The sequence below is a fragment of the Neobacillus drentensis genome, from assembly GCF_021560175.1.
In the GTDB taxonomy this organism is placed as follows: Bacteria; Bacillota; Bacilli; order Bacillales; family Cytobacillaceae; genus Neobacillus; species Neobacillus drentensis_A.
Map to the genome: position 1 here is coordinate 1,356,180 of NZ_CP091110.1, position 26,225 is coordinate 1,382,404.

The following is a 26,225-nucleotide window of genomic DNA, read 5'->3' on the forward strand; positions in this document are numbered from 1 at the left end:
GATAATTTAACCAGTAAAAAGAAGCACCTGCCGGTTAATCGGCAAGTGCTTCTGTAGGAACTTGTTTGACCATCGTTTTATGAGGAATACCAGCATCCAAAAATTCCTCTGATACAACCTCGTAGCCAAGTCCTGCATAGAAGGGAATGGCATGGGTCTGGGCATTTAGTTTTAGTTTATGTAAGCCTTGTTTCCGAGCGAAAGATTCGATTGCGTTCATCATTTTTCTTCCTGCTCCAGTTTTACGGGCTTCTTTTAACACACAAATCCGTTCGACTTTACCGTAACCATCAACTACACGGAATCTCCCTGCAGCAAGGGGATTGGATGTATCTCCATACATAACAAAATGGGTGGCGTCATCCTCATATTGGTCAATTTCCTCTTCGATTGGAACATTTTGCTCCTGTACAAATACAATTTTTCTGATCGAAAAAGCATCTTCAAGTTCTTTTTGATTTTCTACAACCTTAATTATCACGTTTCTACTATTCCTTTCCAAGACGAAATGTTTCATAAACGGTCCAAGAACCATTTTCTAATTGATAAAGCAGATGGAAGCGGTCAATCGTTTCTTCATGATCAATTTTTGTCATCCGCAGTGACCCATAAACATCAGAGTGTTCATCGTTTGACAGTTTTTGGCCAATCGTAATATGGGGGACAAAGGCATATTCTGTATTTTCATCATTTAATTCGCGATTGATTTCCGAATGTAGGATGGAGAGGTCGATCGATGGCTCCACCTTAAAATAGATTACATTATTTACTGGCTTGAAGGAACTAATTTTTGCTGTTTTTAAAGAAAAAGGGCTAGTATTTTCAGCAATTTTACGTAGTTTATCAGCAAAATTCTTAGCATTTTCTTCTGTAGCTTCAAAAGCACTTTTTAATGTCAAGTGTGGAGGAATAAGAGCATAATGCGGATCGTAACGTTTGCGATAAGAGTTCACGATATCTTGAAGCTTTTTGGACGGGAAAATGACAACACCAAATTTCATGCGGTTACCTCCAATGATTGAAATTATTTTAGGAAAATATTTATAAAATCGCTTTCAGTTATTATAGCAAATTTTCAAAATATATTAAACAAATAAACAACTGTAGATATTCTAAAAAAACAGTTTAAGAGCCCTCTTTAAATCAGGCTGCCAATAGGTCCATGTATGATTTCCATTAAATTCTTCATAAAAGTATGTAATTGGTTTTTCATGTATTTTTTTAGCCAATAACCTATTTGGACTTATAAAGTTTTGTATTTTCCCGTCTGTAGTTTGTACCTCCGTTTCCTGCATACCGATCACATGGTAAATCTCAACATGATGACCTTCATTAAAGTCTTCTACCAGTTTAAAAATGTGCTGGTCGACCAATGGTGACTGAAGTAAAATCTTTCCGAATGTATGCGGGTATTGTAATGCCGTCATTAAAGAAACGGTGGCACCAAGAGAATCACCAAGTAATGCCCTGGTGGAACCCATCTGATAGGTTGGAAATTCCTTATCGAGAAAGGGAACTAATTCATGGGCAAGAAAACGAATATACTGCTGGTTTTGGTCCCCTTCAGGATGGTACTTCCGTCGTCGGTCGGCTACATCCTTATAGGGTACCCCAACAATGATAATATTTTCAATTTCTTGTTTAAAAAGTAACTCATCTGCTAATCGTCCAATTCGTCCAAGCTGAAAATAATCTCTGCCGTCTTGGGCAATTAGCAGTGAGTATTTGTACAATGGCGAGTAGTTTGCGGGCAGATAGATAAGGAGCTGCATGGTTTCTTGTAGTTCGGAGCTATGAAAGCTATATTCTTTGATTGTGCCTTTTGGATACTGCATGAATTGTCCCCCGTAGTTCATTTTTTACAACTGCATTTTATCATAAATAGAAAAAAGATGCTTTTAGTAAAGGTAGTGGTTGTGGGAGCTGGGATAGATTAATGGAGGTAGGGTTTATGGGAACGAGTTTCCGGCATAATCGATAAGATGTTTTCTCGTTTAAAGGTACGCATTTGTTTGCGAAGCAGGCAATAGGCACGAATGTAGTCATCGTTTATTTCTTTTACAATTAGCTTTCTTTGGGATAGTTTTTGGTTTTCAGCAAGATAAATCATTTCAATTGGCATGTGTTCTTCAATTGAACGGATTAGCAGCCCATCCATGGTAATCACTCCTTTTGGCTTATAGGTATATTATAACCGAACGTTAGTTCTTTATTCAAGTTAAATGGGAACTAGTGTTCTATTTTTGTTTTGTGAACAAAGAGAAAAAATGGTATTGACATTCTTAGTTTTTTTACTATAATTAGATTTGTAAGTTAAAAAGAGATCTGTTAGCTCAGCTGGGAGAGCGCAACCTTGACAGGGTTGAGGTCGGGGGTTCGAACCCCTCACAGGTCATTAATACAGAAAAGACAAAAGCCCTTACTTTAAAGGGCTTTTTGTTGTTTTTTATTAGTACAGTCAATGGTAAAACGATTAATACAGTAAATTTGGGGACAATATGGGGACAAAAATAAATTTACTTTTCTATGCCTTCTTCTGGTCTGTTTGTTTAACGGGGGAGAATAGTGCATCAAATTTTGCTGCTGCTCTTTCATCCGCCTCCCTTAAATAATGGCTATAAATATTCATTGTTGTAGTGATGTTCGCATGACCTAATCGTTCTGAAATATTTTTAGCATGTTCACCTTCATTTATAAGAAGGGTAGCAGCTGTGTGTCTCAGGTCATGGAATCGGATGTACTTAAAACCAGTCCTCTTAATAAAACGTCTCCACCATGTACCTGGAACTGTTGGATAAAAAGGCTTTCCATTCCAGGAACAAAAAACAAAGAAATGATCACCACCTTCCCACAGTTCCGCTGCCTTCAAACGCTCTTTATTTTTAATGTTTTTATACTTTCTCAGTTCTTTTACAAGATAAGCCGGGATCGATACCATTCTAAGAGAACTTTTAGTTTTAGGAATGGTTAGTTTATGTCCTGATCCTTTGGTGTGTGTTAAGGAATGGTTTACTTGTAAGGTTCCTTTTTCAAGATCTAAATCCTGCCATTGTAAGCCAAGCAGTTCTTCACGTCTTAATCCAGTTGTAATGGCAAGGGTGATAATTAATCTCCAATGGATAGGTTCATTTTGAAGTAATTTAAATAGCTCTATCGCTTCATTTTTTGTATAAACATCCGTTTTATTTTGTATGACTTTTGGCCGCTTTACCTTTTCCAATGGATTTGTTTTTATTAGCCCCCATTCTGTGGCACGACCGAAAATGTCTCGCAGTATCCGGTGGTGATATTTATGTAGATTACTGTATGCTGAGATTTTCGATTTGCCAATCCGATTATTGTTATTACCTCTATTTCTATATTTCTTTTTGAACTAAACCAGCTAATAGTTTGTCAACATTTTTCAATAAAAAGTTTAATAACCACATGATATACTAAAAATGTTCATGCCAAATAACCTTCCGTTGTTTAGTAATTGGAAGGTTTTGTTGTATTTAGTTAGATATAGTTCCTAAACTATATCTTGGAAAGTGGTTCTGCTTTTTAGTAAGGCATAAATCCAATGTAAGAGTTTGTTTACACAAGCAATAATGGCTACTCTAAAGGGTTTTCCTTCTTCTCGTTTCTTGTCATAAAACTCTCGTAGTCTTTTATTACGTGGAATAATCTCATCAGTTGTTTTCTTTTTTCGACTATCCCGAATACCACTTTGAACAGCCAAATATAAGGCGTGTCGAAGTCTACAAGATCCACGTTTAGTTATTCGGTTTACTGATGCAGTAAACTTCCCAGAAGAGTATACACTAGGATCTATTCCAGCGAACGCAACTAACTTCTTGGCATCATTAAATCGATCTATCTCTCCAATTTCAGAAATAATCGTGGCAGCGATTTTTTCTCCGATTCCAGGGATAGATTGAAGGATTTCATATTCTTCAATTTCACTAGCGAGGGCATCTATTTCATCCGCAATATTGGATAGATGCTCTTGGTATTGAAGAACAATCTTAACCAAGATTTCAAGGTTAAAAATATGACTATCGTAGAGATTGTTTTGAAAAGGATCACAAAGGGCTGCTTCTCTTAACTTCTGTGCCTTTTCCTTTGCCCAAGACTCCGAACGACTCGTACATAATGAAGCTATTTTATCCGTTAACTCTTTTTCACTCACACTTAATACAGCCTTAGAAGTAGGGAATTCTAGTAAAGTAAGCAGTGATACTTTCGAATATAGGCTTCCAAATACACCCCGATACTCGGGAAAAACCTGATCAATTAAAGAATGTAACTGTATCTTTGTTTTAGCCGATATTTCAGCAATACTCTCCTGTTGTCTTGTCAGATTACGTAGGTTTAATAGTTGAACTCCACGCTTTTTGTAAGGCTCTAGCTCCTCTTTATAAAACAGTTCACAAAGGTGATAAGCATCAATTGCATCAGTTTTTACCTTTCGGAGGCTTGAGCTCTTAGCTCTATGAGAGATAAGGGGATTGACGATAATATAAACATAATTTTGTTCCTCTAGAAACTGAATAACGGGAATATGATAATGACCAGTTGATTCTAAAACAACCGAAGGTTGATGACCACCAGCAGCCTTTTCAACATCTTTAAGGAACTCTAATAAACATCCTAATCCCTTAAGATCGTGAGTAATACTAAAACTTTTACGATAGGGTTTACCTTTATCTAAAAACGCTTGAACCTGACTTTCTCCTTTTGATACATCCAGACCAATCACTGGATTCATTAATTTTCTCCTCCTCCTAGAAATACAAATTAGTCGGTAACCCCTAATGCTCCTTGTAATGTCATAGGTTCGCTTGTTAAACGGGATCGTGGTCCCAACCAGCCTGAAACATGTTTATACAAGTAGGGGGTGAACAGTTTAGTTGACGGGAACGAGTCCCACGGGTGCGACGTTCTACCCCGACTACCGATATAATAAGACCATATAGAAAAAGGTCAACCAGAAATATCTGGCTAACCTTATATTACGAACGGGTGCTAGAGTTTAAGAAGGTAAGCTGTTCCAACCCGCATTTTTCTAACTGTTCTACGGTGGGGACAATTGGGGACACTTTGGGGACAAATTTAAGCTAACTATTTCCAATAGCAAAAATTCAATCATATTAAGCCTTATCGAAATCCTTGTTATAACAATACTTTCTTAATTAAACTGTTATAATCATAAAGTATATCTATCATTGACAGGGGTGAGGTCGGGGGTTCGAACCCCTCACAGGTCATAACTAGTCCTAACATCTAAAAGATGTTAGGGCTTTTTTGTGTTTTTATTAATATAGGCAAACTAAAGAGACAATGCTATTTAATGACAAAGCTTACAAATAATAGTGCATAGATACTTATACTTCTTCAAAGGATATATTTAAGCTGATAATAGTAGAGGTGAATGGACGATGGCATTATCAATCATTGTATATCTATCGTGGTTATGTATATCAGTTTTTTATGCTATGAAGAAACCATATACGAAATTGGAAAATTCTGCGCTGATCTTCTGCCTATTTCTTATTGATCTTAACCGTGGATGGATAACCAATGACGAACTAAAGTATGCTACCTATTCTACAGCACCACTAAATTATACAGGGTATATTCTTTATCGAACTTTTATTGCACCATTCCTTTTATTAATTGGCATAAATTGCATACCTAGAAACTCATCAGTATTAAAGAAATTTATTGCCAGTCTTATTTCTTCCTTTGTTTTAGTTCTCATCAATATTGTTTTACTGAAATTTGATGTTGTCGATTTTCATCAATGGAATTTGCTTTATGTTTTTGTAAACTACGTCTTATTACATTTAATAGGATATTTTATTCTATATTGCTACAAGTCATTTGTGTTAAAAGGAGAGACTAATAAATGATTTGGATTGGGCATTTTGATTTAAACGAAATATCATTAATTATCTTTAATGTAATCGCCTACTCATTAATGTTTTTCTTACCTAAAAGACTAAGTAGAGAAGTAACTTGTATAAGTGTCCTATCAGGTTTAACAACAGGTATGTTGTTTGATTTTACGATTGGTGGAGGTATCCTAGATTTTTACAGGCAGAATGATACGAATCACTATGAATTATTTGACTTGTTTTATTATTCATTATTTGCACCGTTTGGATATTTTTTTATGTATTACTACAACGTGTTACGAATTAATAAAATAACGTTCATAGTTTATATTACGGCCTGGTCTATTATTGGAATTACATTTCAATGGATTGCTACACTTCTAAATATCCTTACATATCAAAATCATTATCGATTACCGTATTCTTTTCCAATATTTTTAATTATTCAAACACTGACAGGGATCTATTACGTGTTCATTACTAGTAATAGTAGTAGAAAGCAAACGTAAGATTTCAAATGAAAAAATACCTCTCTTCAAGGTATATTTTTCATGAAATTAAGGCTTTAAAAGTTGAAAACAGTAAAATAAAACTAATAGAGAACCCTCCATAAATAAAAGGTAGCATAGGCCTGCCAATCGGACCATTTTAATGAGAGTTCTTTTAATTCAGCCTTTGTTGGTTTTTTATCGTAACCCTTTAAGAACTTTATGGCATTATGTAAGCCGACATCATCAATCGGAAAAGCTGTCGGAAATCGCAAGCAGCGCATTAAGACGTAATTTGCTGTCCATGGACCGATTCCGCGAATCTTAATCAAACTTTTTTCAGCCTCATTAAAATCCATCGCCAATAGTTTTTCCTTAGAAAGCTCACCATTGTTCATTAACTGTGCAATGCCAATAATATATTCACTTTTCTTTACAGTCATTTTAATTTCCGCCAAATCAGCAGGTGATAATTGAGCAATTTGTGAATAGGTCGGAAATGTCCAATATTTTTTTCCATTCCATTCAATTGAATCTCCGAATTTTTCAACAAACTGCTTTTTTAACCTGTAGGCAAATGTAAGATTAATTTGCTGTCCTAAAATTCCCCAACATAGGGCTTCGAATAAATCAGGCACTCCGATTAGCCTTAATCCGTAGAAACTTTGCAATGGCTTCTCCAATAGCGTGTCTTCTTTCGCCATTTCATAAAAAGGGGATAAATCTCGGTCCAGGTCGAACCATTCCCGAATAAATCGAATCACTTCCTCCTGCTGCGCTGGCTCTACTGGTGAAGAGTCGATAAACTGAACGATTAGTTGGTTTTGCTGATTGGCATGAATTTGGATAAGTCTGTATTTGGAACCTGTAGAAATAACTCTTGTGATCGTTCCATACTCAATCTCGAACATACATTCATTCGTACTTCGTCCTAAATATCCTAGATTTGCATCCATATCAAAGTCATTCGGTAAATCAATAACAAACTCACAATTGTCATTTATATTTTTCAATTTAATCCCTCGCATTCATTTTCTATTATTATCACAAAAAACAATTTCGTAATCTTGCTCTTCTATTTGGAAAGCAGCAATTTTATGAAGCCGTGCGTTATAATAAGAGAGAGGTGGGAAAATGGGTGTTCAAAAAGAGTTTTCTATGGACTTTGATATGGGAATGATTACAGATGAAAATTGGCAGGCAATTATCGAGAACGACCCAGCATATAATGATTTATTTTTCTATGCTGTAAAGTCCACCGGGATATTCTGTAAACCATCTTGCAAGTCACGTGTTCCCAAAAAAGAGAATGTTATAATCTTTCAAAGTTCTGAACAAGCCATGTCAGCCAATTTCCGTCCGTGCAAACGCTGCAAGCCCACTGAACCAAACCTGCCCGACCAGGAATGGATTCATTCGATTACTAATTTTATAAAAGAAAATTATCATTGCAAATTGACGCTTGAAACGCTGGCGGAGATTAGTCATGGAAGTCCCTACCATTTACAGAGAACCTTTAAAAAAGTAAAAGGGATGACACCTGTTGAATATATTCATGATGTCAGAATAGTCAAGGCTAAAGAACTCTTAATAAAGTCTGACAGAGCAGTTACTGAAATATCTAGAATGGTAGGTATCCCTAATACACCTTATTTTATTACACTTTTTAAAAAGAAGACGGGAGAAACACCTTCACAATACCGTCAGTCAAAATGCAACATGGAGGAATCGAAAAGTGAAATCACAGACTAAGCCGACTATTTATTGGTCATTCTTAGATTATAATAATTGGAAGATATACCTTGCAGCATCCTCAAAAGGACTTTGTTTTGTAGGTTCTCAGAATATGCCGTTTGAAGAATTAACTGAATGGGCAAAGAAACGCTTTCCCGGAAGTCCTATTGTTGAAAGTCGGGAAGAACTCAAGCAATATGAGATTGAACTTGCTGAATACCTAGATGGCAAACGAAAGTTCTTTACCATTCCGTTTGATTTCAATGGAACAAACTTTCAACTATCGGTGTGGACCGCTTTGAGTGAGATCCCCTACGGAGAAACTAGATCTTATTCTGAAATAGCCAATGCTATAAACAAACCCGCTGCCGTTCGGGCTGTTGGTACTGCAATTGGCGCTAACCCCATCTTAATAACAGTTCCTTGCCATCGGGTTGTAGGAAAGAACGGAGCGTTGACAGGCTATCGAGGTGGTTTAGAGATGAAAACCCGGCTTCTAGAATTGGAACGAAAAGGGTTATCACAATAAAAAAGGTGTCAAACAACTTATAATCATCAGTTGTTTGGCACCTTTTACACGTTTAAATTCTTTTTCAGTTAATGATTTGCTTTCCGCAAATTGAAACATCTATCAGCAAGTGGGAGTAGACTATCCGCAAGTAAGAGTAGCTTAACCGCAAGTTGAGACACTCTATCCGCAAATTGGCTTATTTATTCTCTACTTTTTCTAACATATCAATCATTTCTTGTGCATCATGGCTTAGGTTTAACTTTGCATTGGATGATAGATCATTTTGAATTGTTTTCTTGGCTAATTCAAAAGCAAACTTTTCCATAAAAGTCAGTGCCGTTTCAACTGATCCTTTTTCCAAGTGGAATTGCGCTTGTTTCAGTGAATTTTCTAACTGTGGAACAATAGGTCCAGATACTTCTCCATTTGCTTTGTAATCGGTAATCTTTTTCTCGATTGCTGATAACACACCAGGTGTCCAGTATACTTTGAGCGGGACATTTGCCCAGTTCATATCACTTCCAAAATAAAAGCTTGTGTAGGAAGGCTGATTATAGGCTGTGTTCTGTCTAGCAACTTCCGCGCGATATTGAGGATCATGCATTAATGTATACAATTTGTGATTTGTTACTTCCGTGCTGAGATAAACCCGGATGGCAGAGCTATCGGCAGTTCGGACAAGAAGCTCCTCACGCCAGTCACCAAATATATCCGCAACTAACCCAGGATTGCCCTTTGTATCATTGTTTGTTAATGTACCTTCAGCAGTAAGGACAGTACCCTTCCGCCAATCTTTAATAGTAGGAGTAACCTCTCGTGCCCCGTCCACAATTTGAGTGGTCATATCTGCAGCCCACTTAATGTTCATGTTAGTTCCAGGTGTAGTATTGCTTATTTTTTGTCCATCCGCTGTCCATAAACCAACGGCCCATGTTTCTAAACCTGGGTGCGATGGATCCACATCTCCAACCATACCTCGACCCGTATCCTTACCGGTATAACCCCCATAAATAGTTTGACCTGTTTTAGCATCGCGGAGGGAATACCCATATGGGGCTCCTGTTGCTCCCTCATGAACCATAAAGATTTCCATTCCAGGTCTATTTGGGTCAATGTCTGTTACATGAAGGGCATCCCCATGTCCCAATCTGGCAAGGGTTCCTGGTGATGAGCTTTGTGGCGGCAAAATATCCTTTGAACTGTATAACAGAGAACCATCATCGTCGATGGTTGCACCTCCATATACGATTTCTTGCTTTCCATCCCCGTCAACATCTGCAGCACTTAGTGAATGGGCTCCTTGTGTTGTAATCGAACCAAATACAGGGTCTGTACCATCTCTGCCATGAGGCCCATCGTTAAATGGATTAGTCATTGGTGTCCATCCGCTGTCAACCGCCCAGTTTTCCTTCAGTTTTTTCCCATCCCAGCTATATGTAACCAGATTGGTTCTTGTATAATAACCGCGGCCAAAAACAGCATATGGCTTTTCTCCATCGAGGTAAGCTACACTTGCTAAAAAGCGGTCTACGCGGTTCCCAGGCTCAATTCTCGCCATGGCATAGTCTCCCCACATTAAACCATCGTCGTGCCGTCCAGGTTTATAGTCAATGGTATCCATCTCAGCACCTGTTTCTCCGTTAAATACTGATAAATACTCCGGACCGTCAACAATAAAGCCTTCAAAGTTTCTTAGTTTGTTATTGCTGCTTCTTTTAGGGGCATATACATCCATAAAATAATCGGTTAAGCTTTTAGCATCTTCTTTTGAAAGAGGGTAACTGTATTTCTTTTCGATTCCAAAACATTCTTCAAGTGTTTTCGGCCAATGACCGTTCACTACCTCTTCCTGCTTGTCCCAGTTCATAAACATATTAACCACGTGATTATAATAGTCTTCTTTACTCATCCGATAATCATCCGTATTGCTGTATCCTGCCTCAATGTCTTTTTGCTGCATTGTGATATATTTTTCTGAGGTGACGTTTCCTGCATGGTCGTATTTAATCACTTTTGTTCCTGGGGCCGTTTTGAACATGATTTCCGATTTTCCGTCCCCATCAAAATCATAGACAAGAAACTGGGTATAATGGGCACCGGAACGAATATTCACACCTAAATCCATCCGATAGAGGAGAGTGCCGTCAAACTTATAGCAATCAATATACGTATTACCGGTATAGCCTACTTGTGACACATCCTTGGCATTGGAAGGATACCATTTGACAAAAAATTCGTATTTTCCGTCTCCGTCAACATCCCCCACACTCATATCATTTGCCGAGTAAGTATACGTTTCACCTGATGGAGTTACTCCATCTGCTGGTTTTTTTAGGGCTAAATCGAAATACGATTTTCCCCATGCTGTGACAGAAGCACTCTGGTCTAATTCTTTACCGTCCAAAACGGAACCCACATAGTACTTGGAATTAGTACTGCCATCTTTATCTAAGAAGTTGGTACTGTCCGAAACCGTTGCGATCTTTTTACCGTCGCGATAGACATTAAAATCTACACTTGTTAAACCAGTTTCAGAGGATCCTTTTGCCTCATTTGCCAGCAGGCGCCAGCTTAAAAAGACCCCTTCAGATGTAGAGGCTGCTACTAAACCTCTGTCAAGGTACTCTAACTGGACACCTTTTCCCTGGAACTTGCTTGAAGGTTGGTTGTTTTGGACTCCGCTGGCAGTGGCGGTTGAAACACTTGTTAATAGCAGGGGTAATGCGATTGTGGTAGATAAAAGCTTTTTAGTAATAGAACGTTTCTTCAAATTTTTATCCTCCTAAAAACAGTATTTTATAAAGCAGATATAAATGATTGCGCTTACAGTAATGAGTGCCAACACCTCTCTCTTTTAAAAGTACAAAGCCAAAGTGGATTTCAGGATGAAAAAATCCTCTTTATTATATTTTAATTATTCTGAACATTTAATTTAAAATTCCGTTATTTTTAGTGAAAATACAGTGTGTTCCTATCACTAAAAAGACGATTTGTACCTATTTTCACAGTACAAAAGGACCGGTTTCCTGCTGTTTCAAAAAGGTGCTAACGAGGCAAAAAAGTACAATTAAGTATTTGGCAGGTGCAAAAATGTCTAATGGTAAGCAGGTCTAGGTTATGTTATTTATTAAAAGAACGACAGTAAGCTAGTGGAAGTGAGAGGGGGTTCATTCTTGACGATAAACAAAATAACTATTTTTCTAGCGGCGGATTCGACTGTCCAATCCTATGATCTAGACGAAAAAAATCAAGGTGGCTGGGGAGAGTTTCTTCAAGACTATCTAACAGATGATGTTCAGGTAATCAATCATGCCATCGGTGGGAGAAGCTCTAAAACCTTTGTAGAGGAAGGGCGATTACATAAAATCGTAGAGGAAATGAAGGAAGGCGACTATTTGTTAATCCAAATGGGGCATAATGACGCCACTGCAAACAAACCTGAACGCTATACGGATCCCTCAACTAATTATAAAGACTATTTAAAGATGTATGTGGAGGGTGCTCGGAAATGCCAGGCAGAACCGGTATTCATTACACCTGTTGCCAGGCTGCATTGTGAAAAGGACCAGTTTATTAATGATTTCCCAGAATACTGCCAAGCGATGAAAGAAATAGCCAAAGAAGAAAACGTGGTGTTAATTGATTTAATGGAAAAAAGTTTAGCTGCTTTTGAAACCCTTGGTTATGAAGAAGTTTTTACTTATTTTATGGCATCTGTCAATGAAACGGATTTTACCCATTTTACAAAAAAAGGGGCCAAACAAATGGCTAGGCTTGTTGCGGAAGGCATGGGCGCGGCAAAGCTGCCTATTTCAAAGTTTGTAAATTTGCTTGAAAATCAATCTTAAGAAAACACTGTTTTTTAATAAAAGAAAACGGAATTTTAAATTTATTTTAAAAAAGGGAGTCCATATAATAAAAGGTGAATGCTTAACACTAAATTCCATTTTATACGCATGCTCTTGCCATAACATTAGTGGAGGTAATCAAATTGCACAGACATGAAATTGAAAAGAAAATTGAATTACTGATTGATAACCTAGTTAACCTAAATGATCCAGACGGGAAGTATGCGATTCCGCTTGCCGATGGTAGAAAAATTGATAATAAGAGCTTTAACTATTGGGAATGGACAGCAGGTGTCGGCCTGTACGGAATGATGAAGTATTACAAACTGACAAAAAATGAAAACGTATTAACTATCATCGTAAATTGGTTCGACGATCAGTTTAAAGAACCGCCAGTCGAAAAGAACGTTAACACAATGGTGCAAATGCTAACACTCGCCTATTTGTATGAAGAAACCAACAATCCTACTTATCTTCCCTACTTAGAAACATGGGGAGATTGGCTTTATCACGATATGCCAAGAACAAAGGATGGCGGAATTCAGCATGTCGTGTTTGGATCTGAGAATTATCAACAACTATGGGATGATACCTTAATGATGAGTGTTTTACCATTAACCAAAATTGGTTTGTTACTTAACAAGCCGGAGTATATTGAAGAGGCCAAAAAACAATTCTTGGTACATATTAAATATTTGTTCGATAAGAAAACCGGTTTATGGTTCCATGGCTGGACATTTGAAGGAAATCACAACTTTGCAGAAGCATTAAGGGGACGAGGCAATTCCTGGGTAACGATTGCAATTCCAGAGTTTTTAGATTTAGTAGATTTCCCGGATAACGATCCTGTCCGTCAAGTACTCATTGACACGCTGAATAGACAAATTGAAGCACTTGAAACATACCAAAATGAAAGCGGTTTATGGCATACGGTACTAAACGACCCATCCTCATATGTGGAGGCATCATGTACAGCAGGCTTCGCTTTCGGGACCTTAAAGGCTGTACGGAAGCGTTATACCGATAAAAAGTATTTAAATATGGGACTAAAAGCGATTCAGGCAGTGGTTGAGAATATCGACGAAAAAGGTGAATTACAGCATGTCTCAGCAGGAACAGCAATGGGAGAGACGCAGGAATTTTACAAGGAAATCCCCGTTACAGGCATGCCATATGGACAATCCATGGCAATTCTTTCTTTAGTAGAGTACTTGTATTACAGAATTTAAGTGAAAAGATCCGGTGTTTTTGTTGGGAAGTATGCTGAGGAAACAGGAAGAAATATCCGCTAAGCGCTAGATTAAAATGAAAAATAGAATAGGAGAATGAAGAATGGAAACTCGTTATGCACATCATCCGGAGGATATGAAGAAATATAATACTGAGGAGCTAAGAAGAGAATTTTTAGTAGAGACACTCTTCGAAGCGGACCAAGTCCATCTAACTTATACCCATGTGGACCGAATGATTTTCGGAGGCGTTACACCGGCTGAAAAGGAATTGACCATTAAGCTTGATAAAGAGCTAGGGGTAAGTTATTTCTTAGAGCGCCGTGAGATGGGGATTATCAATATTGGCGGAGACGGCTTAGTCATTCTTGACGGTGAAGAATATGATATGCAGCGCTATGACGGTTTATATGTAGGAAAAGGGACCAAGGAGGTTTTATTTAGATCCAATGATCCTAAAAATCCAGCTAAGTTTTATATCAATTCCACTCCAGCACACCATAAATATCCTACAGTAAAAATTGATATTAATGAAATTAAACCGCTTGAAGCAGGCAGCCCTGGAACCCTAAATGAACGAAAAATCCACCAATATATTCATCCGAATGTGTGTGAGTCCTGCCAGCTTCAAATGGGATTAACCATGTTATCACCTGGAAGTGTGTGGAATACCATGCCTTGTCATACACATGAACGCCGTATGGAAGTTTATTTATATTTTGATATGGAACCGGAAACTCGTGTCTTCCACTTCATGGGTAAACCGGAAGAAACAAGACATTTGGTTATGAAAAACGAACAAGCGGCTATCTCCCCAAGCTGGTCCATTCATACCGGAACTGCTACCAGCAATTACACCTTCATTTGGGGGATGTGCGGCGAAAACATCACTTATGATGACATGGATCATGTCAAAATGGAAGATTTAAGGTAGTCGCTTCCAGGGATCATTTAACTCTGGGATGCCGGTTTTTTAAAAAAATTGAATGTAGGTGATGGAGTTGAACATTGGCATACGAGCACATGATCTGGAAAATCGCCCCTTAGAAGAGTTAGTAGAAGAGATAGCAGGGAAAGGGCTCACATCTGTTCAATTAGCCTTAGGTAAATCCTTTGATTATATGAAGCTCGAACCAGGAACATTAAGTCCTGGTTTGGCCCATCATATTGGGACAGCGTTCGCGCGAAAAAATGTTCAAATAGCAGTATTAGGCTGTTACTTCAACATGATTCACCCCGACAAGAAAGAACGAAGAAAAGGGATCGAGCGTTTTAAAGAGCATATCCGCTTTGCAAGGGATTTTGGCTGCAGTATCGTGGCGACCGAAACGGGTAACGTCAATCCCGAAATTGTTTATACAGTTGAAAATTTTAAGGAAGAGCCGTTTCTGGAAGTGGTTGAAAGTGTCCGGGAACTCGTGCGGGAAGCGGAGAAGTTTGGAGTCATTGTAGGGATTGAAGCGGGTGTGAATCATCCGATTTATTCTTCGAAAGTGATGAAACGGCTATTGGACATGGTCGATTCTAATAATCTTCAAGTAATTCTTGATCCAGTCAATCTATTAACGATTGATACTTATCAAGATCAAGAAAAAGTTATCCAAGAAGCGTTTGACCTGCTAGGTGGCAGAATGGTCATTCTCCATGCCAAAGATTTTGTTGTAGAGGATAACCAATTGAAGACAGTGGCAGTTGGCCAGGGACTATTAAATTATAATGTTGTTTTAAAGCAGACAAAACTGAAAAAGCCGTATCTTAATATTTTAATGGAAGAAACGACAGAACCTTTTATTAATGAAAGTCTCTTGTTTTTAAAAAATAAGTACGAGCAAGCCTAAAAGACTTGGAAGGAGGAAGTAACATGAAATCTTTATTTTCATTAGAAGGGAAAGTGGCCCTTATCACTGGTGCAAGCCGTGGACTTGGCCAGGGCATGGCAATTGGTCTTGCCGAAGCGGGGGCAGACCTCATTGGTGCAGGCATGAGCGATATGTCTGCAACTCGTGAGCAGATTGAAGCAATCGGCGGAACTTTTTATGACATTAAAATAGATTTGTCCAAGCAAGGGGCGCCAAGTGAGCTTGTTGTAGAAGCTTTATCCATTGCCAGCCAAATTGATATTTTAGTAAATAATGCCGGCATCATTCGTCGTGCACAAGCGGAGAATTTCTCAGATGAGGATTGGTATGAAGTCATTAATGTCAATCAACATGCTGTTTTCCAATTATGCCGTGAAGTGGGCAAACATATGATTGAAAAAGGCTCAGGAAAAATCATTAATATTGCTTCTATGTTATCTTTCCAAGGTGGATTACGTGTTCCTGCCTATACAGCCAGCAAACATGCGGTGGCAGGTTTGACAAAGTCATTTGCAAATGAGTGGGCAGGTAAAGGTGTAAATGTAAATGCGATAGCACCTGGCTATATGGTGACGGATAATACGGCTCCCATCCGTGGAGATGAAAGCCGGAATGCCTCCATTACCTCAAGGATCCCACAAGGACGTTGGGGGACTCCAGAAGATTTAAAAGGAGCGGTCATTTTCCTAGCTTCTGATGCCTCTAATTACGTTAACGGTCACATCTTACCGGTAGACGGCGGCTGGTTAAGCTCTTAATTGAAAATTAAATCGTCATACCCATTATAATTTTGCTTTCAACAGAATTACAATGGGGTTTTTTATAAGTAATAAAGAATAAGCAAAACATAGCATGGGGCAATGGAGGTAACGAAAATGAATAGAATCGTAGTTTGCGGGCTTAGCAATCGTGCACTTGGAATGTTTATTCAGCCAGTCTTAACACAATTCTCGCAACAAAATGAAATTGTCGGGTTACTCGATCCAGATGAACGCAGACTTGAAATCGCCAAGGAAAGTTTTCCATCCTTAAGTTCGATCCCTGTTTATCATCCGCATCAATTTCAACAAATGATTAAAGAAACGAATGCAGATACGGTTGTGGTGACGAGCCGGGATGACACTCATATTGATTATATTTTACAAGGTTTAGAGAATGACTTAACGGTTATCACGGAAAAGCCGATGGTGACTAATGCCAACGATGCCAAAAGAGTCATGGAGGCGGAGACAAGAAGTAATGGAAAAGTCATTGTAGCTTTCAATTACCGCTATAATCCTTTCCATCGAAAAATTAAGGAGATGATTTTAGAAGGGAAAGTTGGCAGAGTTACTTCTGTTGATTTGAACTGGTATATCGACACCTATCATGGTGCCAGCTATTTCAAAAGATGGAATCGTGATCGAAATCGTTCAGGAGGATTGTCAATTCATAAATCAACTCACCATTTCGATTTGGTAAATTGGTGGATCGATCAAAAGCCGGAGCAGGTCTTTGCTTATGGGGCCTTAAATTATTACGGTAAAGACGGAGAATTAAATCCAAGTCCAACTGATCACCGTTACTGCAGTACTTGTCAGGAAAAACAAAATTGCCAATATTATATGCGCTGGTCCAATCGCCGAAATAACTTGGCGGTAAAAGACGATCATATCAAATCCGAAGGTATTGAAAAGTCGGCACAAAATTATACGAATTATCGTCCGGATTCTTGTATTTTCGATCATGAAATTGAAATTGAAGATACGTATGCGGTGACAGTTAAGTATGACAAAGGCGCTTTTTTAAGCTACTCCGTTAATTTTTCCCTTCCATATGAAGGTTATCGCCTAGCTATAAATGGGACAAAAGGGAGAATTGAAACAACGGAATTTCATGAACCAAGCAGAATTCCTTTCCCATTCCCAGAACAGACGATTGAATATTATCCGCTATTTGGTTCAAAAGAAATCATTCATGTCTTGCTAAATGAAGGGGGACATGGCGGAGGCGACCCATTGCTTCAGGAAGATCTCTTCATGGGAGTTGACCCAAGCTGTCCTTATCCAATTTTAGCAGGTGCCGAAGCGGGGGCCTTTTCGATTGCAGTTGGTGAAGGGGTTTGGCGGTCAAGTAAGGAAAATCGTCCATTTAGTATAAAAGAATTATTAAAGCAGACGAGTGATTCTTCTCAATTAGTCTAGTGAACTATTAGGGGACAAACGGTGTTTTTTGAATTCCGCCGATAAAATGGGAAAAAGCGCCGATAAGTTATTAAAAAGCGCCGATAAAATTCCAAAAACCGCCGATATGACTCAAAAAACCGCCGATAAAGTTTCATTTCAAGCTCAATTGAATCAAAAAGTTATGCCAACTATCTATATTTATTAATTTTGGGTGGGATAAAGATGCCTCAACTTGTATTTGATGAAGAAAAAGTAAAAGAAGCTATTGGACTCGTCGTCGATAAGACCTCAAAAATGGATTTCAGCTGGGACTGGCCGGGCGGAGTTGCCTTTTACGGTGTAGCTGAAGCATATGAAGCAACAGGTGAGAAAAAATATTTGCAATTTATTAAGGATTGGGTCGATGAGGAATTAGAGGATGGACTTCCTAAGTTAACGGTAAATGCCTCCTCCATCGGTCATACCCTCATCACTTTATATAAAGCAACGGACGAGGAAAAGTATTTAGAATATGCCATTCAAATGGCAGACTTCTTATTAAATGATGCAGAGAAATTTGCAGATGGTGTTTTGCAGCATACTGTAAACGGTGTCAAGAACGTGTTCCCTGAGCAGGCATGGGTCGATACGATGTTTATGGCGGGCTATTTCCTCTTACGAATGGGACATATGCTCGATCGGAAGGATTACATTGATTTCGGCCTAAAGCAATATCATGGTCATGAGCAGTTTCTCCAGGATGACTTGACCAACCTATACTATCATGGCTGGGACAACATCGCTCAAAACCATATGTCCGGGATTTTTTGGGCCCGTGGAAACAGCTGGGCTTCCTACACCATGGCTAGAGCTTTGGAGCTTGTGAAGGTGCAGCATCCATCTTTTATGATTATTGAAGGGTCACTCCGTGATCAGCTTAGTTCATTGGTGCGCTTACAAGATGAATCCGGACTTTGGCATACGATTGTAACAGATCCTGAATCCTATTTAGAAACGTCAGGATCGGCAGGGATTGCAGCAGCGTTACTAACAAAAGGGAAACTGTATAACAAATATGTTCAAAAATCAATTGATGCAATCCTGAAGCAAGTCAAAGCGGACGGGTCCATCTTGAATGTTTCAGCCGGAACCGCGGTCATGGATGACGCCGAAGGGTATAAAGGGGTTTCTTATAAAAGAGTACAGGGCTGGGGTCAAGGCTTAGTTCTTGCCTTTTTATCCTTATTATTAAAACGCACAAAAAAAGATTAGAGTAAACAGATCGAACCTGCGGAGGGGCATTCCTTCCACAGGTATTTTTACATAATCAAAAGTTAGGGGAGAAATATGTTCAATTACTCTTATGTTCTAATCGATAAAAGTACAGTTGTTTTTCCGCCAGTAAACATAACAACCCCAGTTCAATATGCCCTAGATATGATCGTCAGGGATCATAAAAGGATATTTGGTAAGCCTCCTAAATTAACCTCCTCACTTGAAGAGGCCCCTGATCTGGTCATTCGATATGCTTCAAAGGAGGATGATTGTCCCGAGTGGCCGGAAGGTTATTGTTTCCGGTTCCATCTTCAAAATGGGAAACCGGTCATGCACATCATTGGAAACGATGATCTTGGGATTATATATGGACTTCTCCATTACAGTAAGGATTATTTAGGCATTGATCCTTTTTGGTTTTGGGCTGATTTACCAATTCAACAAAAGACGGAAATAAAGATCCCTTTTAAAAATTTTAATTCGCACAAATCCAAGGTTAAGTATCGTGGCTGGTTTGTGAATGATGAGGTTTGTTTAATAGGTTGGAAGGAAGAGTATCCTCCTACAAAAGAGGTATGGTATCCCGTATTTGAAGCGCTATTACGCTGTGGCGGCAATATGGTGATCCCTGGAACAGATCTTCCAAGACATGGGATTCATGCCGAATTGGCTTCAGAGATGGGCCTATGGTTGACCCATCACCATGCGGAACCGCTGGGGGCAGAAATGTTTTTACGAGCCTATCCTGGGAAACAGCCAAACTATCAAGATAATCCAGAGCTTTTCGAGAATCTGTGGAAGGAAGCCGTTGAAAAACAAAAACATCAAAAAATCATTTGGGTCCTCTCATTCCGCGGACAAGGAGATGCACCCTTTTGGCAGTATGCCCCGGAATTTGACACACCAGAAAAACGGGGTGACATGATATCAAAGGTAGTAGCAAGGCAATATGAATTGATTCAGCAGTCTGTCGAACAGCCGGTTTGTTCTATGGCCCTATATGGTGAAATTGCAGAATTGTATAAAGAAGGGCATATCAATGTGCCAGAGGGTGTCATCTACATTTGGGCTGATAATGGATACGGGAAAATGGTCTCACGCAGACAAGGGAATGAAAACCTTAGAATCCCTTCCTTGCCGACTGCTGACGATCCAGATGAACACGGGATTTACTATCATATTACCTTTCATGATTTGCAAGCATCCAATCATTTAACAATGTTCCCATCACCGCCAGGAATGATTATTGAAGAAGTGGAAAAGGCCTTTGAAGCAGGAGCTGATTCGTATCTTTTATTGAACAGCGGAAATATTCGTCCCCATCTCTATCCTTTAGATTTAATAAGTGAATTATGGAGCAAAGGAACGGTCAATCAAGAAAAACACTTAGAGCGTTTTATAAAACGTTTGTATCAAACGGGCAACAAACAAATCGAACAGCTATATCAAAGCTATTTCAACCAATCCATCCTATATGGTGAAAATAAAGATGATAGAGCGGGAGAGGAATTTTACCATCATCCCGCTAGGAAGATTATCGGCCACTGGCTTCAGGGAAAAGTCGATATTCCTTTATCCAAACTTTTTTGGGCAACAGGTGAAATTCCTTTTGAGGAACAGGTCCTTTGGTTTAAGAACAAATGCAAAGATGGCCTCAGGGGCTGGGAGGAGTTACTACAGCAATGCCGGAACTTGAGTGCCGAAATTGGTGTAGAGGACCAGCAGCGTTTCTATGATCAGTTTACATTGCACGTTGAATTACATGTTTCTGGATGTAAAGGTTTTATAGCCTTATGTAATGCATATTTCCATTATAAAAAGCAAGAATACGCTGTTGCATTTGTTCGGGTGTCACAATCGATACGTCATTATAACGATAGTATTCTCGCATTAAAACGGGCGGAACAAGGGAAATGGGAAAATTTTTATCGTGCTGATTGGTTAACCAATGTAAAAAGTACCCAGTATTCACTCGATGCCTTACGCAAATTTATCAGAATGCGGGGAGATAGCCCTGATTTCTTCTTATGGTATAAGGATTTTTTAATGCCGGAAACAGAGAAATATATTTATTTGGAAAATACTCATCGTAATCCTTTATCCGATGATGAACTTTCTAATAGACTGGAAGAATTGTTTATTCGGAGTAATAACAAATAATTGTTTTAATTATTTTGAGAAATATAACAAAAAAGTACAAAAAAACAAGAAAGTCCAAATCTTAAAACCGTCTTAAAACGTTACTATCCAAAAAAATATAATTGAAGGATTAATACTATTTCCATTACCCTTATGGTGTCCAACGATTAAACAATTCAGGAGGATGAAATGGATGTCAGAAAATAGTAATAAACAATCCGTACATTTACGTCAAATGGAAAGCCTAAATCGTGGTCTAATCGCAGTTAAGGTTAAGAATGGTGTTTATGTGGGGTGGCGCTTGTTTGGAACCGACCCAGAAGATATTTCTTTCAATCTCTACCGCGATGGGGTGAGAGTGAACCCTTCCCCTATTACCACAAGTACAAATTACTTGGACCCAACCGGTGAAAGCAGTGCAATCTATACTGTTTGTCCCGTAATTAATGGTGTGGAACAGCCGCTTTCAGAGAAAGCAGAGGTGTGGGATACAAATTATTTGACCATTCCACTAAATAAACCCGAAGGAGGTATCTCCCCTGATGGTGTCTCCTATACGTACAATGCAAATGACGCAAGTGTGGGGGATGTAGACGGAGATGGGGAATATGAAATCATCTTAAAATGGGACCCAACGAATTCTCATGACAACGCCCATAAGGGGTATACAGGAAACGTCTACCTAGATGCTTATAAATTAAATGGTTCCCATTTATGGAGAATAGATTTAGGGAAAAACATCCGTGCCGGAGCCCATTATACGCAATTTCTCGTCTATGACCTCGATGGTGATGGGAAAGCGGAAATCGCCTGTAAAACAGCTGATGGAACGATAGATGGATTAGGAAAGGTAATTGGAGATATAGACGCCGATTATCGGAATAATGATGGCTTCATTCTGGAAGGCCCAGAGTATTTAACGATATTTGAGGGAACCACAGGAAAAGAGTTAGTAACAACAGATTATGACCCGCCAAGAGGAAGAGGTTCTGATTGGGGTGATGATGAAGGGAACCGTGTCGACCGGTTTCTTGCTTGCATTGCCTATCTTGATGGGCAAAGACCTAGTTTAGTGATGTGCCGTGGCTATTACACCAGAGCCGTTTTAGTCGCTTATAATTGGCGCGACGGTGAACTGACGAAGATATGGAAGTTTGATAGTCTTGAACCTGGCAATGAGGGTTATTCCGGCCAAGGAAATCATAGTGTAAGCGTTGCAGATGTAGATGATGATGGCAAGGATGAAATTATCTATGGCTCCTGTGTGATTGATCATAACGGAACAGGGCTCTATACCACTGGTCTAGGACATGGCGATGCCATCCATGTGGGTAATCTTATCCCTAGAAGACCAGGTTTAGAAATTTTCCAAGTCCATGAGACCCCGCAGGATAATGGCACCGAAATTCATGATGCAAAAACGGGAGAAATATTATGGGGAATTCCATCAGTTGAGGATGTTGGCAGAGGAATGGCTGCTGATATTGATCCAAGGTACGAGGGAGTCGAGGTTTGGTCTTCCACCCATTGGAAGACCGGTGGTGCAGGACTATATAGCAGCTCAGGGGAAAAGATATCGGATGTGAACCCTCAGTCTTTTAATTTTGCGATCTGGTGGGATGGAGATTTGTTAAGGGAACTTCTCGACCATGATTATGATATCGAAACTGGTATTGGAGTAGGAAAAATTGATAAATGGGACTATGAAAATGGCAGGCTAGTGAATTTACTAACTGTGGGCGGAACTAGATCAAATAACGGAACAAAGGGGAATCCTTGTTTACAGGCCGATATTCTCGGGGACTGGCGTGAGGAAGTCATTTGGCGGACTGATGATAGTACAGCACTTAGAATCTATACAACAACTGATATAACAGATCATCGAATTTACACGCTTATGCACGACCCCAATTATCGATTAGCGATTGCCTGGCAAAATGTTGCTTATAATCAGCCGCCCCATCCTGGGTTCTTTCTCGGACACAATATGGAAAAGCCGCCGGTACCAAATATTTATGAAGTAAAACCTGTACAAAAATCAAAGGTGAAAAAGTAAATAGGAGGGGTCCAAAATGGGTTCAAAAAGGCCAGTCCAAATATTTTTAGCAGGAGATTCAACAGTGGCCAACTGCCCGCCTCATGAAGCACCCATGGCGGGATGGGGGCAGGTCATTCAATCCTTTTTCACGGATGAGGTAAAAGTCCATAATCATGCAAAAGGTGGAGCTAGTACAAACAGTTTTATTGAAGAAGGACGGTTAGAAACGATCCTGGAATCGATTCAACCGGGAGATTATTTGTTTATTCAATTTGGACATAATGACCAAAAAACATACGGGACAGAAGCCTTTACAACGTATCAGTCATACCTGACAGAATATATTAATGGTGCTAGGGAAAAAGGAGCTACCCCAATCTTAATTACATCCGTAAATCGCAGACAGTTTGATGAGAAGAATAATTTAATCCACTCACTAGGAGATTATCCCCAATCAATGATTCAGTTAGCTGAAAGGCTGGAGGTAAAGCTAATCGATTTACTAACAAAGACAAGAAAGCTATATGAATCATTAGGCGTAGAAGGTTCAAAGCAATTATTTACATGGTTTGAACCCAATGCACATCCAAATTATCCGGAGGGGATAAAGGATACCACTCATTTTTGTGAACACGGAGCAAGGGAGGTGGCAAAATTAGTCATCGAGGGAATACAGGAATTACAATTACCCATCACTGATTTTATTAAAGAATAGATTGATAGATTCATTAAGCCTAAATATAAATACTGAGGTGAAGTCAATTGGGCAAAAAGTTATATCACGGGGCAGCGTATTATCCTGAGCTATGGGATGAAAATGTAATGAATGAAGACATTGAAATGATGAAACAAACGGGGATTAATGCAGTAAGAATAGGTGAGTTTGCTTGGTCCAGCATGGAGCCGAACGAAGGCCAGTTTGATTTATCTTTTTTTATGAATGTAATTACTAAACTCTATGAAAATGGAATTGAGACCATCATGTGCACACCGACTCCGACACCGCCAATCTGGTTTACGGACGGCCATCCGGAACGAATGTATGTCGAGCGGGACGGTCGAGTGATGGGACATGGCTCAAGACAGCATGCCTGCACCAACCATCCCTATTTTCGCGAAAGAGCAGCTCTGATTACCGAACATATTGCAAAAACAGTGGGAAGTCTGCCAGGTGTGATTGGCTGGCAGATTGATAATGAATTTAAATGCCATGTTAGTGAATGTATGTGCACTGCATGTAAAGAATTGTGGCATCATTGGTTAAAAGAGCGTTATGGGACAGTCGAAGAGCTAAATGAAACATGGGGTACACAAATATGGAGTGAATATTACCACAGCTTTGAACAAGTACCGCAGCCAGGGAATGCACCATTTTTACATAATTCATCATTGAGTACCATGTACCAATTATTCTCAATGGAAAAAATTGCGGAGTTCTGCGATGAGCAGGCAGCGATTATTAGAAAATATTCAGCTGCACCGATTACCCATAACAGTTCCGTTATGTTTAGTGTAGATAATGAGAGACTCTTTAAAAACCTTGACTTTGCCTCTTTTGATACCTATGCAACCATTGATAATTTCCCTGCTTATCTCATTAACAGCGATTTGTGGCGGAACTTTAAAAAAGGCAAAGATTTTTGGGTAATGGAGACCAGTACTTCCTATGCAGCATCGCTCGAAAGCTATGCAAGCCCGCATCCCAATGGATATTTAAAGGCCGAGGCAGCAGCAGCTTATGCATTAGGGGCCGAAGGATTTTCGTATTGGTTGTGGAGACAACAGCGTGCGGGCTGTGAACAGCCGCATGGTTCTGTTATAAGTGCGTGGGGAAAACCAACAGTCGGCTATGCCAATGTGCTGGAAGTTGAGAAGATGAGAAAGGAAATCGAACCGATTATCCTAGCGACTAGACCGAGTCAAGCTGAATTGGCCATCACCTATTCTGACCGGGCAAAGGCATTTTTGAAAACGGAACCACATCGTGGGTTAAATCATCGCTCTTTAGTAACAGATTTTTATGAAAAAGTATTATCCATGGGGATACACCGCGACCTTATTCCTGAAGGGGCAAGCCTTGAGGGATATAAAATATTATTGACACCGTTTATCCCTTATGTGTCAACAAAGTTTCTAGTTCGTGCGACGCAATTTGTTGAAAATGGCGGGGTCTGGATCGCAGGTCCATTAACGGGAGGAAGGACTGAGTCACATACGGTCCATACCGATCGAGCTTTGGGGGAACTTGAGAATACCGCTGGTGTGGAGGTTTTATTTACTTACCCTATGGATAACAGCGGAACCATCGGCCGTGCCTTCGATGTATCTGCACCGCTTGGAATGTGGAGTTCAGTATTCGAATACAACCAAGAAACGTCGGTTGGCTTGATTGAAGAAGGACTTTCCGAAGGAAAATCCTTTATTACCGAGCATCGTCTTGGGGCGGGCAAAATGGTCATGCTTGGTTCCATGCCACAAGGGGCGGAAGGATCCTTAATGTTACAGAAACTCGTGGATCATTATTCACGAGAAGCGAATTTATCACTTAGAACAGATGTAACAAAAGGAACCATTGTGGCTCCGAGACAAGGTGAAGGATATTCTGTTTGGTTTGTGATAAACATGGACGGTAATGGTGGAAGCGTTACCTTGCCAATAGAAGGAATTGATTTACAGACAAATCGCAAAGTTAGCCCGGGAAAACTTGAAATTGGCAAATTTGAATATAGAGTGATTCGTATGAATGATAAGGGGTGTGTTAAATGATTCGGAAAGCAACAGTCATGAAAGTGTTTGAAGGATTTCACGAAGAATACAAGAAACGCCATGATGAAATATGGCCTGAGCTGGCACAAGAATTAAAAAATCACGGAGCCCATCATTACTCAATTTTTCTTGATGAAAAAACAAATAATCTGTTTGCCTATGTTGAAATCGAAAGTGAAGAAAAATGGAATGCGATGGCACAGACCGAAGTTTGCCAGAAATGGTGGGCCTATATGAAAGATATTATGGAAACCACCCCAGATAATAGTCCAGTAGCAATTGAATTAAGGCAGGTATTTTATTTAGATTAGTAGA

The 26,225-nt window shown here is 39.4% G+C and carries 24 protein-coding genes and 1 tRNA gene; 17 read left to right on the forward strand and 8 right to left on the reverse strand.

The annotated features are described in order from the left end of the window. Positions 1 to 34: 34 nt before the first annotated feature. The 4 genes from L1999_RS06480 to L1999_RS06495 form a co-directional block, all read right to left on the reverse strand. Positions 35 to 481, reverse strand: a complete 447-nt coding sequence (locus L1999_RS06480) for a GNAT family N-acetyltransferase (protein WP_235742802.1) — start codon at positions 479 to 481, stop codon at positions 35 to 37. A 7-nt stretch (positions 482 to 488) separates the two neighbouring features. After that, positions 489 to 1,001, reverse strand: coding sequence for a YjcG family protein (locus tag L1999_RS06485; RefSeq protein WP_235742803.1), 513 nt, complete (start codon positions 999 to 1,001; stop codon positions 489 to 491). Between the two features lie 111 nt (positions 1,002 to 1,112). Next, on the reverse strand, positions 1,113 to 1,835 hold the full coding sequence (locus L1999_RS06490; protein ID WP_235742804.1) for an alpha/beta hydrolase: 723 nt from the start codon (positions 1,833 to 1,835) through the stop codon (positions 1,113 to 1,115). 98 nt (positions 1,836 to 1,933) lie between these two features. Beyond that, entirely contained in the window at positions 1,934 to 2,158 is a 225-nt protein-coding gene (locus tag L1999_RS06495) for a hypothetical protein (RefSeq protein ID WP_235742805.1), read from the reverse strand. 164 nt (positions 2,159 to 2,322) lie between these two features. Here L1999_RS06495 and L1999_RS06500 point away from each other — a divergent pair. After that, positions 2,323 to 2,395: transfer RNA gene (locus tag L1999_RS06500), tRNA-Val, on the forward strand. 129 nt (positions 2,396 to 2,524) lie between these two features. Here L1999_RS06500 and L1999_RS06505 read toward each other — a convergent pair. After that, a complete protein-coding gene (locus L1999_RS06505; RefSeq protein ID WP_235742806.1) occupies positions 2,525 to 3,220 on the reverse strand; it encodes a site-specific integrase in 696 nt (231 codons plus the stop codon). Between the two features lie 291 nt (positions 3,221 to 3,511). Then, on the reverse strand, positions 3,512 to 4,750 hold the full coding sequence (locus tag L1999_RS06510) for an IS110 family RNA-guided transposase (RefSeq protein WP_235742807.1): 1,239 nt from the start codon (positions 4,748 to 4,750) through the stop codon (positions 3,512 to 3,514). Between the two features lie 1,140 nt (positions 4,751 to 5,890). Here L1999_RS06510 and L1999_RS06515 point away from each other — a divergent pair. Then, on the forward strand, positions 5,891 to 6,388 hold the full coding sequence (locus L1999_RS06515; RefSeq protein WP_235742808.1) for a hypothetical protein: 498 nt from the start codon (positions 5,891 to 5,893) through the stop codon (positions 6,386 to 6,388). Positions 6,389 to 6,471: 83 nt separating this feature from the next. On the opposite strand, the gene L1999_RS06520 is transcribed toward L1999_RS06515, so the two are convergent. Then, on the reverse strand, positions 6,472 to 7,395 hold the full coding sequence (locus L1999_RS06520) for a DNA-3-methyladenine glycosylase family protein (RefSeq protein ID WP_235742809.1): 924 nt from the start codon (positions 7,393 to 7,395) through the stop codon (positions 6,472 to 6,474). A 106-nt stretch (positions 7,396 to 7,501) separates the two neighbouring features. Between L1999_RS06520 and L1999_RS06525 the strand changes: the two genes are divergently transcribed. Together L1999_RS06525 and L1999_RS06530 are read left to right on the forward strand one after the other, a co-directional pair. Next, on the forward strand, positions 7,502 to 8,119 hold the full coding sequence (locus L1999_RS06525; RefSeq protein WP_235742810.1) for a bifunctional transcriptional activator/DNA repair enzyme AdaA: 618 nt from the start codon (positions 7,502 to 7,504) through the stop codon (positions 8,117 to 8,119). Further along, complete coding sequence (locus tag L1999_RS06530; RefSeq protein ID WP_235742811.1) at positions 8,103 to 8,630, forward strand: methylated-DNA--[protein]-cysteine S-methyltransferase; 528 nt, start codon at positions 8,103 to 8,105, stop codon at positions 8,628 to 8,630. The genes L1999_RS06525 and L1999_RS06530 overlap by 17 nt, the downstream gene beginning before the upstream one ends. A 178-nt stretch (positions 8,631 to 8,808) precedes the next feature. Here the strand turns inward: L1999_RS06530 and L1999_RS06535 are convergent, their stop codons facing one another. Continuing rightward, positions 8,809 to 11,382 carry a rhamnogalacturonan lyase gene (locus L1999_RS06535; protein ID WP_235742812.1) on the reverse strand — a complete coding sequence of 858 codons (2,574 nt, stop codon included), beginning with the start codon at positions 11,380 to 11,382 and terminating at the stop codon, positions 8,809 to 8,811. A gap of 403 nt (positions 11,383 to 11,785) precedes the next feature. On the opposite strand from L1999_RS06535, the gene L1999_RS06540 reads away from it, so the two are divergent. The 13 genes from L1999_RS06540 (at position 11,786) to rhaM (ending at position 26,221) form a co-directional block, all read left to right on the forward strand. Continuing rightward, positions 11,786 to 12,460 carry a rhamnogalacturonan acetylesterase gene (locus L1999_RS06540; RefSeq protein ID WP_235742813.1) on the forward strand — a complete coding sequence of 225 codons (675 nt, stop codon included), beginning with the start codon at positions 11,786 to 11,788 and terminating at the stop codon, positions 12,458 to 12,460. 143 nt (positions 12,461 to 12,603) lie between these two features. Then, positions 12,604 to 13,689: a beta-galactosidase BglB gene (locus L1999_RS06545; RefSeq protein ID WP_235742814.1), complete on the forward strand. Its 1,086-nt coding sequence runs from the start codon at positions 12,604 to 12,606 to the stop codon at positions 13,687 to 13,689. A gap of 103 nt (positions 13,690 to 13,792) precedes the next feature. Beyond that, positions 13,793 to 14,623 carry a 5-dehydro-4-deoxy-D-glucuronate isomerase gene (gene kduI / locus L1999_RS06550; protein ID WP_235742815.1) on the forward strand — a complete coding sequence of 277 codons (831 nt, stop codon included), beginning with the start codon at positions 13,793 to 13,795 and terminating at the stop codon, positions 14,621 to 14,623. A 61-nt stretch (positions 14,624 to 14,684) separates the two neighbouring features. Further along, complete coding sequence (locus L1999_RS06555; protein ID WP_235742816.1) at positions 14,685 to 15,527, forward strand: sugar phosphate isomerase/epimerase family protein; 843 nt, start codon at positions 14,685 to 14,687, stop codon at positions 15,525 to 15,527. A 23-nt stretch (positions 15,528 to 15,550) separates the two neighbouring features. Then, the gene (kduD, locus tag L1999_RS06560; RefSeq protein ID WP_235742817.1) at positions 15,551 to 16,306 is read left to right on the forward strand and encodes a 2-dehydro-3-deoxy-D-gluconate 5-dehydrogenase KduD; all 756 of its coding nucleotides are present in this window, start codon (positions 15,551 to 15,553) and stop codon (positions 16,304 to 16,306) included. Positions 16,307 to 16,423: 117 nt separating this feature from the next. Continuing rightward, positions 16,424 to 17,731: a Gfo/Idh/MocA family protein gene (locus L1999_RS06565; RefSeq protein WP_235742818.1), complete on the forward strand. Its 1,308-nt coding sequence runs from the start codon at positions 16,424 to 16,426 to the stop codon at positions 17,729 to 17,731. Positions 17,732 to 17,759: 28 nt separating this feature from the next. Next, positions 17,760 to 17,918: a hypothetical protein gene (locus tag L1999_RS06570; RefSeq protein ID WP_235742819.1), complete on the forward strand. Its 159-nt coding sequence runs from the start codon at positions 17,760 to 17,762 to the stop codon at positions 17,916 to 17,918. A 17-nt stretch (positions 17,919 to 17,935) separates the two neighbouring features. Beyond that, entirely contained in the window at positions 17,936 to 18,964 is a 1,029-nt protein-coding gene (locus tag L1999_RS06575) for a glycoside hydrolase family 88/105 protein (RefSeq protein ID WP_235742820.1), read from the forward strand. A 75-nt stretch (positions 18,965 to 19,039) separates the two neighbouring features. Beyond that, positions 19,040 to 21,127, forward strand: coding sequence for a glycosyl hydrolase 115 family protein (locus L1999_RS06580; RefSeq protein WP_235742821.1), 2,088 nt, complete (start codon positions 19,040 to 19,042; stop codon positions 21,125 to 21,127). Positions 21,128 to 21,299: 172 nt separating this feature from the next. Next, the gene (locus L1999_RS06585) at positions 21,300 to 23,162 is read left to right on the forward strand and encodes a rhamnogalacturonan lyase (RefSeq protein WP_235742822.1); all 1,863 of its coding nucleotides are present in this window, start codon (positions 21,300 to 21,302) and stop codon (positions 23,160 to 23,162) included. A gap of 16 nt (positions 23,163 to 23,178) precedes the next feature. After that, positions 23,179 to 23,859, forward strand: a complete 681-nt coding sequence (locus L1999_RS06590; RefSeq protein WP_235742823.1) for a rhamnogalacturonan acetylesterase — start codon at positions 23,179 to 23,181, stop codon at positions 23,857 to 23,859. 47 nt (positions 23,860 to 23,906) lie between these two features. Beyond that, on the forward strand, positions 23,907 to 25,910 hold the full coding sequence (locus L1999_RS06595; RefSeq protein WP_275677406.1) for a beta-galactosidase: 2,004 nt from the start codon (positions 23,907 to 23,909) through the stop codon (positions 25,908 to 25,910). Beyond that, positions 25,907 to 26,221, forward strand: a complete 315-nt coding sequence (gene rhaM, locus L1999_RS06600) for an L-rhamnose mutarotase (protein ID WP_235742824.1) — start codon at positions 25,907 to 25,909, stop codon at positions 26,219 to 26,221. The genes L1999_RS06595 and rhaM overlap by 4 nt, the downstream gene beginning before the upstream one ends. Positions 26,222 to 26,225: the final 4 nt, after the last annotated feature.